Origin of the sequence: Cupriavidus alkaliphilus, assembly GCF_014191175.1 — a bacterium.
In the GTDB taxonomy this organism is placed as follows: Bacteria; Pseudomonadota; Gammaproteobacteria; order Burkholderiales; family Burkholderiaceae; genus Cupriavidus; species Cupriavidus alkaliphilus.
This window is the reverse complement of sequence record NZ_JACHWE010000001.1, coordinates 1,338,650-1,350,312: the sequence shown is the minus strand read 5'-3', so window position 1 is coordinate 1,350,312 and position 11,663 is coordinate 1,338,650. Positions and strand designations below refer to the sequence as shown.

10 protein-coding genes are annotated in these 11,663 nt (G+C 69.9%); 8 read left to right on the top strand and 2 right to left on the bottom strand.

Features of this window, described 5'->3' with window-relative positions; translation table 11 throughout:
- Nucleotides 1-86 precede the first annotated feature (86 nt).
- Nucleotides 87-2,279 carry a PQQ-dependent dehydrogenase, methanol/ethanol family gene (locus tag FHX60_RS06365; protein ID WP_183282785.1) on the bottom strand — a complete coding sequence of 731 codons (2,193 nt, stop codon included), beginning with the start codon at nt 2,277-2,279 and terminating at the stop codon, nt 87-89.
- A 268-nt stretch (nt 2,280-2,547) separates the two neighbouring features.
- Here FHX60_RS06365 and FHX60_RS06360 point away from each other — a divergent pair, with 268 nt between their 5' ends.
- Nucleotides 2,548-3,345 (top strand): crotonase/enoyl-CoA hydratase family protein, encoded by a 798-nt coding sequence (locus FHX60_RS06360; protein WP_183282784.1) that lies wholly within the window; start codon nt 2,548-2,550, stop codon nt 3,343-3,345.
- 48 nt (nt 3,346-3,393) lie between these two features.
- Here FHX60_RS06360 and FHX60_RS06355 read toward each other — a convergent pair whose 3' ends face one another.
- Nucleotides 3,394-4,209: an IclR family transcriptional regulator gene (locus FHX60_RS06355; RefSeq protein ID WP_183282783.1), complete on the bottom strand. Its 816-nt coding sequence runs from the start codon at nt 4,207-4,209 to the stop codon at nt 3,394-3,396.
- Nucleotides 4,210-4,424: 215 nt separating this feature from the next.
- Between FHX60_RS06355 and FHX60_RS06350 the strand changes: the two genes are divergently transcribed.
- The 7 genes from FHX60_RS06350 (at nt 4,425) to purT (ending at nt 11,642) form a co-directional block, all read left to right on the top strand.
- On the top strand, nt 4,425-5,603 hold the full coding sequence (locus FHX60_RS06350; RefSeq protein WP_183282782.1) for a thiolase family protein: 1,179 nt from the start codon (nt 4,425-4,427) through the stop codon (nt 5,601-5,603).
- A gap of 44 nt (nt 5,604-5,647) precedes the next feature.
- Nucleotides 5,648-6,412, top strand: coding sequence for an SDR family NAD(P)-dependent oxidoreductase (locus FHX60_RS06345; RefSeq protein WP_183282781.1), 765 nt, complete (start codon nt 5,648-5,650; stop codon nt 6,410-6,412).
- A 27-nt stretch (nt 6,413-6,439) separates the two neighbouring features.
- Nucleotides 6,440-7,204: a crotonase/enoyl-CoA hydratase family protein gene (locus FHX60_RS06340; RefSeq protein ID WP_112777430.1), complete on the top strand. Its 765-nt coding sequence runs from the start codon at nt 6,440-6,442 to the stop codon at nt 7,202-7,204.
- An 89-nt stretch (nt 7,205-7,293) separates the two neighbouring features.
- On the top strand, nt 7,294-8,283 hold the full coding sequence (locus FHX60_RS06335) for a Bug family tripartite tricarboxylate transporter substrate binding protein (protein WP_183282780.1): 990 nt from the start codon (nt 7,294-7,296) through the stop codon (nt 8,281-8,283).
- 291 nt (nt 8,284-8,574) lie between these two features.
- Nucleotides 8,575-9,744 carry an MFS transporter gene (locus tag FHX60_RS06330; RefSeq protein ID WP_221209939.1) on the top strand — a complete coding sequence of 390 codons (1,170 nt, stop codon included), beginning with the start codon at nt 8,575-8,577 and terminating at the stop codon, nt 9,742-9,744.
- A 143-nt stretch (nt 9,745-9,887) separates the two neighbouring features.
- Nucleotides 9,888-10,367, top strand: a complete 480-nt coding sequence (locus tag FHX60_RS06325; RefSeq protein WP_112777433.1) for a hypothetical protein — start codon at nt 9,888-9,890, stop codon at nt 10,365-10,367.
- 69 nt (nt 10,368-10,436) lie between these two features.
- Nucleotides 10,437-11,642 carry a formate-dependent phosphoribosylglycinamide formyltransferase gene (gene purT, locus FHX60_RS06320; RefSeq protein WP_183282778.1) on the top strand — a complete coding sequence of 402 codons (1,206 nt, stop codon included), beginning with the start codon at nt 10,437-10,439 and terminating at the stop codon, nt 11,640-11,642.
- Nucleotides 11,643-11,663: the final 21 nt, after the last annotated feature.

Sequence of the window (11,663 nt, the reverse complement as noted above, 5' to 3'; positions counted from 1 at the left end):
GCCGGCGCGCCGCGCGCAAGCCGATCGGCGCGGCGCCCGGCTTCCAGGCCCCGGGGCCGGGCGCGGGCCCCGCCCCTTCCCCGCGCTCAGGGCTTGGGCCGCACCGCGTCCGCGGTGCCCTGGATAAAGGCCTTGATCTTCTCGACGTCCTGCGGCGTCAGCTTGCCGGTGAAGTCCGGCATGCCGCGCGCCATCGCCGGTCCCCTGAACACGACCTTGTCCAGGTTCTCGATGAAGGCGGCGTCGATATAGCCCAGGTTGGGGATATTGCCGCCGCGGTCGACGCCGGGCACGCCGTGGCACAGCACGCAGTTGCTGACGTACAGCGCGGTGCCGTCCTTGACCAGCGCCGGGTCGTACTTCACGCCCTGCAGCAGCTTGCCGGCACGGTATTCGGCGAAGGCCGGCAGCGGCGCCTTGCCGCCGAGCGCGAAGGTGTAGACCGTGCCCGGGCCCTGCCGGTTGGTGGCGCGCTGCGCCTGCCCGTAGACCCCGCCCCAGCCCACCGCCACCGAGACATACTGCCTGCCGTCGAGCTCGAAGCTGACCGGCGCGGCCACCACGCCGGTGCCGGTGGGCGATTCCCACAGCTTGTCGCCATTGCGCGCGTCATAGGCGACGAAGCGCCCGTCGGCGGTGCCCTGGAACACCAGGTTGCCGGCCGTGGTCAGCGTGCCGCCGTTCCACGGCGAGACCAGCTCCTGCGTCCACGCGGCCTTCTGCTGCACCGGGTCCCACGCAATCAGCCGGCCGAAGGGCTTGCTTTTCGGGGGCTCGGCATTGAGGAACTTGGCCGTGTTCCAGCCCACGTTGCCATGCGGCGTGCCGGGCTTGCCTTCATTGAACTGCCAGCTCTTGTCGTCCATCAGGTTGAGCGGCACGTGCTGCGCCGGCAGGTAGACCAGCCCGGTCTGCGGGTTGAACGACATCGGATGCCAGTTGTGCGCGCCGTACGGGCCGGGGATCGCGTCATAGGCCTTGTCGGCGGCGCGCGCCTCGGGCCGCTCGATCGGGCGGCCGCCGGCGTCATAGCCGGTGGCCCAGTTGACGTCGACGAAGTTCTTCGCCGAGATGAACTTGCCGTTGGTGCGGTCGATGACGAAGAAGAAGCCGTTCTTGGGCGCGTGCAGGATGACCTTGCGCAGTTGCCCTTCCAGCTTCAGGTCGGCCAGGATCATCGGCTGGGTCGAGGTGTAGTCCCAGTTGTCGCCCGGGGTCTCCTGGTAGTGCCAGACATAGTTGCCGGTGTCGGGGTCGAGCGCGACGATCGACGCCAGGTACAGGTTGTCGCCGCCGGCCGGGCTGCGCTTGCTGCGCGACCACGGCGCGCCGTTGCCGGTGCCGACGTACATCAGGTTCAGTTCCGGATCGAACGCCAGCGTGTCCCAGGCGGTGCCGCCGCCGCCCGCCTCCCAATACCTGCCGCTGGGGTCCCAGGTCTTGGCGGCGGCCGCCATCGACTCGTCCTCGAACGGCTTGGACGGATCGCCGGGCACGGTGAACCAGCGCCACTGCTGCGCGCCGGTGGCGGCGTCGTAGGCGGTGATGTAGCCGCGCACGCCAAACTCCGCGCCGCCGTTGCCGATGATGACCTTGCCCTTGAACACGCGCGGCGCGCCGGTGATGGTGTACGAATAGCGGCGGTCGATGATGGTGTCCTGCTCCCACAGCTTGCGCCCGCTGGCGGCATCGAGCGCGATCAGCCGGCCGTCGTAGGCGGCGACGAACACCTTGCCCTGGTACAGCGCCACGCCGCGGTTGACCACGTCGCAGCAGCCGCGATAGCCGAGCGAACGGTCGACCTTGGGATCGAAGGTCCAGAGCCGCTTGCCGGTGCGCGCATCGACCGCATGCACCACGCTCCACGACGCGGTCACGTACATCACGCCGTCGACCACCAGCGGGGTCGCTTCGACGCCCCGCGTCGACTCCAGGTTATAGCTCCACACCAGCCCCAGGTTGCGCACATTGGCGCTATCGATCTGGCGCAGCCGGCTGAAGCGGGTCTCGGCGTAGTCCAGGCCATGGCTGGGCCAGTCTCGCGTGGTGCCGGCATTGGCGCTGATGAAGGCGCCGTCGACCCTGGCCGCCGCGTTGCGCGGGGCCGCCGCACTGGCGGGCAGGAGTTGCGCCGCCAGTGCCAGGGTGGCCAGCCAGGCCGCGGCGCGGGTCCTGGTACGGCGCCTGGCGCGGGCAACCTCGGCCGCAACCCCGGTGGCAGATGCGGACGCAAATTCGGCGGCAACGGGATCCGTTGCCGGCTTCAACGCATGGCTCATATCGTCTCCTGAAGGGCATTGTTGTTGGAATTCGGGACTGCAGGATTACGGTACTGCGCGATGCCGGGCGGTGGCCGGGGCCCACCGATCATCGGTGAGCCCTCGCGTTATGGGTACAGGGATAACCCGGATCCGGCGGCACGGCCGGCCCGGCGAGCAATATCCAACGGATATCGCCATGGAAGAAATGAATATTGGACGCTGCCGCCCGCCCTGGCTTAGCCTTGGCCCCAGGACAGACCCCGCATCCCTACCCGGAGCCCCCGACATGAGCCAGTTCCTTCTCTCCGAACAGCAGGACCACATCGTCACCCTGACCATGAACGAGCCCGAGCGGCGCAACCCGCTTACCGGCAACACCGCGGTGGCGGAGTTCCTGGCCGCGATCGACCGCATCCATGCCGACCGCAGCGTGCGCGCGGTGGTGATCACCGGCGCCGGCACGGCGTTCTCGTCGGGCGGCAATATCAAGGACATGGAGCGCCAGGCCTCGGGCACGGTGCCGGGCATGGAGATCCGCCAGGACTACCGCTGCGGCATCCAGCGCTTGCCGCTGGCGCTGTTCAACCTCGAAGTGCCGGTGATCGCCGCGGTCAATGGCGCGGCCATGGGCGCGGGGCTGGACCTGGCCTGCATGTGCGATATCCGCATTGCCTCGGAGCGGGCGCAGTTCGCCGAGTCCTTCGTCAAGCTGGGCATCATTCCGGGCGACGGCGGCGCGTGGCTGCTGCCGCGCGTGATCGGGCTGTCGCGGGCGGCCGAGATGACCTTCACCGGCCAGCCGATCGACGCCAGGCTGGCGCTCGAATGGAACCTGGTGTCGCGCGTGGTCGCGCCCGAGGCGCTGCTGCCCACCGCCTATGAGCTGGCCGGCCGCATCGCCGCCAATCCGCCGCACGCGGTGCGGCTGGCCAAGCGCCTGATGCGCGAAGCCATGCATACGCGGCTGGATACGCTGCTGGAACTGTCGGCCGGCTTCCAGGCGCTGTCGCACCAGACCGCCGATCACCGCGAAGCGGTGCAGGCCTTCCTGGACAAGCGCACGCCGGTCTTTACCGGCAACTGAAGCGGCCGCCACAATCTCGCTGGCGTGGCCCTATCCCCCCTATCCTCCCTATCCCGCCACGCCCAGCGCGCCTTCGACATTGCGCACCAGGCTGACCAGGCGCGGACCGATATCCTCCTCCAGCTGTTTGCTCTGCTGGCTGAATACCGGCACCGACGCGGCGAAGATCCACGCCTCGCCGTCGCGGCGCGTGCCCAGCGGCACGGCCACCGATTCGACTTCGCGGTGCAGGTCGCGATGGCCGCGGCAGAAGCCGTGCTCCTGCAGGTCGCGCGCGGCATCGTCCAGGCGCGCCTGCAGCCAGTCGGCGCGCGGCGGGTCGGTGGCGCGCAGCTGGGCCAGGTAGGCCTCGCGCTGCGCCTCTTCCAGCCGCAGCAGGTAGGCGCGGCCCGAGCCGGTGCGCGAGGCCGACAAGCGCGTGCCGACCTCGGGCCGGAACACATGGCTGCCGACGCCCTGGGCGATCTCGACATAGGTCAGCGCATGGCCGCTGCCGACGATCAGCTCGACCTGTCCGGCGATATGGTCCGCCAGTTCCTGCATCGCCGGCCGCGCCAGCTGGCGGATCGTCATGCGCGCCAGCGCCGGCGCGGCCAGGTTGATCAGGCCGACGCCAGGCACATAGCGCGACAGCCGTTCCGAGTAATGCAGCAGGCCCAGCCCGCACAGCGTGTCGAGCAGCCGGAACAGGGTCGGCTTGGCCAGCCCGGTGCGCTCCATCAGTTCGCGGCTGCTGAGTTCCTGCACCGCCGGCGAGAAGCAGTTGAGGATCGAGACGCCCCGCGCCAGCGCGCTGACAAGGCGAGCCTCGCCGTCGGCGTCGGTGGACGGCGAGGCCACGGAGGCGTGTGGAGCATTAGTCATCGGCAGGCCGGGGTTTGAAGTTTTTTGATACGCGGGTCTCAAAACCCGGATGTTGCCCTTCGGCTTTTCGAAAGTCAAACCAGGCCTTTTACGTTTACACGGCGATTTTCCGACGCCAGAATCCCAATTCATCGTATTGGACGAGCACTTTTCGATACAGACGTCTCAATATCCCCGCACGACTCGCAACGCTCAGCTTTCTCAGGAGACTCCGCATGCAACAAGCCGTCATCGTCGACGCCATCCGCAGCCCGATGGGCCGCTCCAAGCCGGGCTCGGCCTTTACCGAACTCCATGCCACCGAACTGCTGGCGCAGGTGCTCAAGGCCCTGGTCGAGCGCAACCGGCTGGACCCGGGCCTGGTCGACGACGTCATCACCGGCTGCGTGACGCAGGCGGGCGAGCAATCCGCCGGCCCCGGCCGGGTGGCGTGGCTGGCGGCGGGTTTCCCCGAGCACGTGCCGGCCACCACCATCGACCGCAAGTGCGGCTCCAGCCAGCAGGCGGTGCACTTTGCCGCGCAGGGCATCATGGCCGGCGCCTATGACATCGTCATCGCCTGCGGCATCGAGTCGATGAGCCGGGTGCCGATGGGCTCGGCGCGCATCGGCCAGAACCCGTATGGCCCGTCGATGGAAGCGCGCTACGCGCCGGGCCTGGTGTCGCAGGGCGTGGCGGCCGAACTGGTCGCGGCAAAGTACGAGCTGTCGCGCGGGCAGATGGACAGCTACTCGGCCCGTTCGCACGAACTGGCCGCCGCCGCGCGCGAAAGCGGCGCCTTCCGCCGCGAGATCGTGGGCATCAGCACCCCCAACGGCGTGGTCGAGCACGACGAGACCATTCGTCCCGGCACTTCGGTGGAGAAGCTGGGCACGCTGCAGGCGTCGTTCCGCAACGACGAGCTGAGCGCGCGCTTCCCGCAGATCGGCTGGAACGTGACCGCCGGCAATGCCTCGCAGATCAGCGACGGCGCCGCCGCGATGCTGCTGATGAGCGAGGCGATGGCGCAGCGCCTGGGCTTGAAGCCGCGCGCGCGCTTTGTCGCGTTCGACGTCTGCGGCGACGATCCGATCGCGATGCTGACCGCCCCCATCCCCGCCAGCCAGCGCGCGCTCGGGAAGAGCGGCCTGACGCTGGAGCAGATCGACCATTACGAAATCAACGAAGCCTTTGCCTGCGTGCCGCTGGCGTGGCAGCGCGCGCTCGGCGCCGACCCGGCGCGGCTGAACCCGCGCGGCGGCGCGATCGCGCTGGGCCATCCGCTGGGCGCCTCGGGCGTGCGGCTGATGACCACCATGCTGCATGCGCTGGAAGACAGCGGCCAGCGCTATGGCCTGCAGTCGATGTGCGAAGCCGGCGGCATGGCCAACGCCACCATCATCGAGCGCCTGTAAGCAACGCCCTGCCCCATCCCGATTTCCCATCAAGGAGACACACCATGAAACTGACCAATATGTCCGCCGTTGTCACCGGCGGCGCTTCCGGCCTGGGCCTGGCCTGCGTGCGGCGCCTGGTGGAACGCGGCGTCGACGTGGTCATCGCCGACCTGTCGGAAGAGCGCGGCAACGCCGTGGTCGACGAGTTCGGCGGCAAGGTCCGCTTCCTCAAGGCCGACGTGACCGACACCGACCAGATGAACGCGGTCTACGACGCTGCCGAGGCCATCGCCCCGCTGCGCGCGCTGATCCATTGCGCCGGCCTGGGCGGCCCGGTGCGCGTGGTCGAGAAGGACGGCTCGCCCGGCTCGCTGGAAAAGTACGAGTCGATCGTGCGCATCAACCTGATCGGCACCTTCAACGCGCTGCGCCTGGGCGCCGCGCGCATGGCGAAGAACGAGCTGGTCGACGGCGAACGCGGCGCCTGCGTGCTGACCGCGTCGGTGGCCGCCTACGAAGGCCAGATCGGCCAGATTCCCTATGCCTCGGCCAAGGCCGGCATCGTCGGCATGACGCTGGTGGCCGCGCGCGACCTGGCGCAGCGCGCGATCCGCGTCTGCACCATCGCCCCGGGGCTGTTCGACACCCCGCTGCTGGCCAGGCTGCCCGAGAACGTGCGCGCCTCGCTCGGCGCCATGGTGCCGCACCCGGCGCGCCTGGGCGCGCCCGACGAATACGCCTCGACCGCGCTGCACATCCTCGAGAACCCCATGCTCAACGGCGAAACCATCCGCCTGGACGGCGCCATTCGCATGGCACCGCGCTGAACCGGCCGACCAGACAGGAGAGAACGCATGAGCGATACCTTGCTGAAGGAAATCCGCGGCAACGTGATGGTGCTGACCATCAACCGTCCCGAGGCCCGCAATGCGATGGACTTCGAGACCGCCACGGCGATTGCCGCCGCGCTGGATGAACTCGATGCGCGCGACGATCTTAGCCTGGCGGTGCTGACCGGTGCCGGCGGCACCTTCTGCTCCGGCATGGACCTGAAAGGCTTCCTGGCCGGCAAGCGCCCGAGCATTCCCGGCCGCGGTTTCGGCGGCGTGACCGAGCAGCCGCCGCGCAAGGTGCTGATCGCCGCGGTCGAGGGCTATGCGCTCGCCGGCGGCTTCGAGCTGGTGCTGGCGTGCGACCTGGTGGTGGCCTCGCGCGCGGCGAAGTTCGGCCTGCCCGAGGTCAAGCGCGGCCTCGCCGCCGCGGCCGGCGGCCTGATCCGCCTGCCGCGCCGCGTGCCCTACCACGTGGCGATGGAATACGCGCTGACCGGCGACATGCTGCCGGCCGAGCGCGCCTACGCGCTGGGCCTGGTCAACCGCCTGACCGATGCCGGCGGCGCGCTCGACGCCGCGCTGCAGCTGGCCGATGCGGTCGGCGCCAACGGGCCGCTGGCCGTCGCCGCCAGCAAGCAGGTGGTGGCGCAGTCGGGCGACTGGACCCGCGAGGAAATGTTCGCGCGGCAGAAGCCGCTGATCGACCCGGTGTTTACTTCCGCCGACGCACGCGAAGGCGCGGCGGCCTTCGCCGAGAAGCGCAAACCGGTATGGACGGGCAAGTGAGAGCTTCCGCCCTGACCTGAGAACGGCCGGCCGCAAGCCGGCCGTTCTTGCCTTGCCAAGCAGCCCATAAACATACGTGGAGGAGACCCATGACACCCAAGCTGCCCGCATCGCTGTCCCACACCAGCGCAGCCATGTTGCTGGCCATTGCCGCGGCGCTGCCGTGCACCGTGCATGCCGCGGCCTGGCCCGAGCGGCCGATCACCATCATCGTGCCCGGTGCGCCCGGCGGCACCACCGATATCCCGACGCGGCTGGTGGCGCAGAAGCTGTCGGCCATCCTGGGCCAGCCGGTGGTGGTCGACAACAAGCCCGGCAGCGGCGGCATCATCGGCACGCAGGCCTTCATGCGCGCCGCGCCGGACGGCTACACGCTGCTGGTCGGCAATACCGGCTCGCATGCGATCAACTACAGCGCCTACAAGCAGCTGCCCTACCAGCCGCAGGATTTCCTGCCGCTGACCGACCTGATCTCGTTCGCCAATGTGCTGGTGGTCGGCGCCCAGGCGCCGGTGCGCAGCGTGGCCGAGCTCGTGGCGCAGCTCAAGCAGTCGCCGGGCAAGTATTCCTACGCCTCGGCCGGCATCGGCCAGACCACGCACCTGACCGCGGAACTGTTCCGCCTGCGCACTGGCACCGAGGTCATCCACGTGCCCTACAAGGGATCGACGCCGGCCACCACTTCGGTGCTGGCGGGCGAAACCACCTTCATGTTCGACAACCTGACGCAGGCGCTGCCGCAGATCCGCGCCGGCAAGCTGCGCGCACTGGCGGTGACCAGCGCCGAGCGCCTGCCCGCGCTGCCCGACGTGCCGACCATGGCGCAAGCCGGCGTCAAGGACTTCGTCGTGATGGGCTGGCTGGGCTTCTTCGCCCCGGCCAAAACCCCGCCGGCGGTTGCCGCGGCGCTGCAGGAGGCGCTGGGCAAGGCCATGCGCGATCCCGAGGTCGCGGCCCGCTTCCGCGACATGGGCGGCACCCCAGGCGGCGAGCCGCAGCCGAAGTTCGCCGCGCTGGTCCGCGGCGAGATCCAGCGCTGGGGCGAGACCATCCGCGCGTCGAAGGTCAGCCTGGACTGATCGCCGGGCCTGGCCGGGCCGCCTTTGCCAAATCGGAAGGCGGCCCGGCCCAAAGCCAAATTGACACGGCCGGGCGCCGCGGCATACCCTCGCCTTACCCTGCGGTATATTCAGTGCCCGCTTAAATTCCAGACATTGCAGACATGGAAGGCGCCCGGGGGCTCACAACGATAACGAAACCCCGCGACGAGACCTACCGTGCCCCTCTTCCCCGCACCTACCCCGTCTTCATCCCCGTCCCGCTTCGAGGGCCTGCGCCCGGCGCTGCCGATCCTGCTCGGCGCTTCGGTGATGCTGAGCCTGGCCATGGGCCTGCGCCAGAGCCTGGGCATCTTCATGCCGCCGCTGACGCGCGATATCGGCATCTCGGTGTCGGATTTCACCGTCGCCATCGCCGTGCAGAACCTGGCGTGGGGCCTGCTGCAGCCGCTCGCAGGTGCCTGGGCCACGCGCATCGGCTTCCGGCCGCTGATGATGGCGGGGTCGCTGCTATACGTGGTCGGGCTGGTGCTGCTGGCGACCGCGCACAGCCTGGTCGGCGTCACGCTGGGCGCGGGCGTGGCCATCGGCGCGTCGATGGCCTGCACCGGCAGCGCGCTGGCGATGGCGGTGGCGGCGCGGCCGGTGCCGGCGGCGCTGCGCAGCACGGTGCTGGGGCTGGTGTCGGGCGCGGGCTCGCTGGGGGCGCTGCTGGCGGCGCCGATCGGGCAGATGGTGACGCAGGCCTATGGCTGGCGCACCGGGCTGGCCGCATTCGTGCTGCTGGCGCTGGTGATGCTGCCGGCGGCGTGGTCGGCCGGGCGCGTCGACCGGCTGCCGCTGGCGACGCCGGCGGGCATCGGCCAGGACAATGCGCGCCAGGCGCTGGGCACCGCGCTGCGCCACGCGCCGTTCGTGGTGATGGCGCTGGCCTACTTTGTCTGCGGCATGCAGCTGGTGTTCCTGACCACGCACCTGCCGTCGTATCTCGATGTGTGCGGCATGGACCCGATGCTCAGCGCCGAGGCGCTGGGCGTGATCGGCGGCTTCAACGTGCTGGGCAGCATTTTCTTCGGCTGGGCCGGCGGCCGCTACAACAAGCTGATGCTGCTGGGCGGCATCTATACGCTGCGTTCGCTGGCGCTGACGTGGTATTTCTCGTCGGCGCCGACGCCGCAGAGCACGCTGGTGTTCGCCGCGGTGATGGGCTTCCTGTGGCTGGGCGTGGCGCCGCTGGTGTCGGGCTGGATCGCCGAGACCTTCGGCCTGCGCTGGCAGGCGATGCTGGGCGGCGTGGCCTTCTTCAGCCACCAGATCGGCAGCTTTGTCGGCGCCTTCGGCGGCGGGCTGGTCTATGACGCGCTGGGCTCCTATACCGTGGCGTGGCAGGCCGGCGTCGCGCTGGGCCTGGCGGCGGGACTGGCGCAGATCGCTTTCGCGGTGGTGACCCGGCCGCGGCCGCCGTTGATGGCCACGTCCTGAGCGGGGCGGCGGTAAGAACGGGCGCGCATTGTAAATCTGGCGTCACCCGACGTGCGCACAGGCCGGTACGACGCGGGGGCAGCGCTGGAATGGTTCGTGCCTGTCTGCGCAGAGACGCAACGTTCAGACCCAAGGAGGCCCCCATGACCTCGACCGAACAGGAAATCCTGGTGTGCGGCCCGGAAGACGGCCGCTGGCATCTGGAAATGCGCACCGGCAATGGCGCCCCGGAGCGGCTCGACGGCGAGTTCGACTCGCCCGAGATGGCGATCGCCGCCGCCCAGCAGGTCTATCCGTCGATTCCGGTACGCGTGACCGATATCTCCGGCGCGCCGGCCCCGTCGGCGCCCGCGCATGAAGGCTCGCTGACCGACTACCACTACGGCGGCCACAGCGTGACCCGCGACGAGAAGCTGACCGGCCGCGCGCATCCTTCCAGCGACACCTCGCAGCCGCCGCCGGGCCCGCACCCCTACCAGCCCACCGATCTCGGCAACCTGCCCCCGGGCACGCCGCGCCACGGCATGTACGGCGTCGCGTCGAGCCCGGCCGAGGCCGAGGCCGCCGACCGCAGGGACCAGGCGGCGCGTCGCCCCACCGGCTCGCGCGACGCCGAAGACTAGGCCCGGCGGCACCAGCGGGCGGCAGCACGTACAATCGCGGTTTTCCCATCGCCTCGCCGCCCTGCCGCCATGACCACCCTCGGAACGCCCCTTTCCCCCTCCGCCACCAAAGTGATGCTGCTCGGCTCCGGCGAGCTCGGCAAGGAGGTGCTGATCGCGCTGCAGCGCCTGGGCGTGGAGACCATCGCCGTCGACCGCTATGACAACGCGCCCGGCCAGCAGGTCGCGCATCATGCGCGCACTATCGCCATGAGCGACCCGGACCAGCTCAAGGCCCTGATCGAAGCCGAGAAGCCGCACCTGGTGGTGCCCGAGATCGAGGCCATCGCCACGCCGATGCTGGAAACGCTGGAAGCCGCCGGCACCGTGCGCGTGATTCCGACCGCGCGCGCCGCGCGCCTGACCATGGACCGCGAAGGCATCCGCCGGCTCGCCGCCGAGTCGCTCGGCCTGCCCACCAGCCCCTACAAGTTCTGCGATTCGCTAGAGGAACTGCAGGCCGCGATCGATGGCGGCATCGGCTACCCGTGCGTGGTCAAGCCGGTGATGAGCAGCTCGGGCAAGGGCCAGAGCAAGATCGACGGTCCCGAGGGCGTGCAGGCGGCGTGGGACTACGCCATGGCCGGCGGCCGCGTCAGCCACGGCCGCGTGATCGTCGAGGGCTTTATCGATTTCGACTACGAGATCACGCTGCTGACGGTGCGCGCGGTGGGCGCCACGGGCCAGGTGGAAACGCAGTTCTGCGCGCCGATCGGCCACGTGCAGGTCAGCGGCGACTACGTAGAGAGCTGGCAGCCGCAGCCGATGCACCCGGCCGCGCTCGAAAGCGCGCAGCGCATCGCGCAGGCGGTCACCGCCGACCTGGGTGGCATGGGCCTGTTCGGCGTCGAGCTGTTCGTCAAGGGCGAGCAGGTCTGGTTCAGCGAGGTCAGCCCGCGCCCGCACGACACCGGCATGGTCACCATGGCCACGCAATGGCAGAACGAGTTCGAGCTGCATGCCCGCGCCATCCTCGGCCTGCCGGTCGACACCACGCTGCGCAGCCCCGGCGCCAGCGCCGTGATCTACGGCGGCGTGGAAGCCCAGGGGGTGGTCTTCGACGGCGTCGACCAGGCCTTGCGCGTGCCGCAGACCGAGGTGCGGCTGTTCGGCAAGCCTGAGAGCTTCGCTCGCCGCCGCATGGGCGTGGCGCTGGCCTATGCCGACGACGTCGACACCGCGCGCACGCGCGCCAAGGAAGCCGCCAGCCGCGTGCGCCCGCGCGCGGTCGGCTGAGCCGCGCCTCCCTGCATCCCG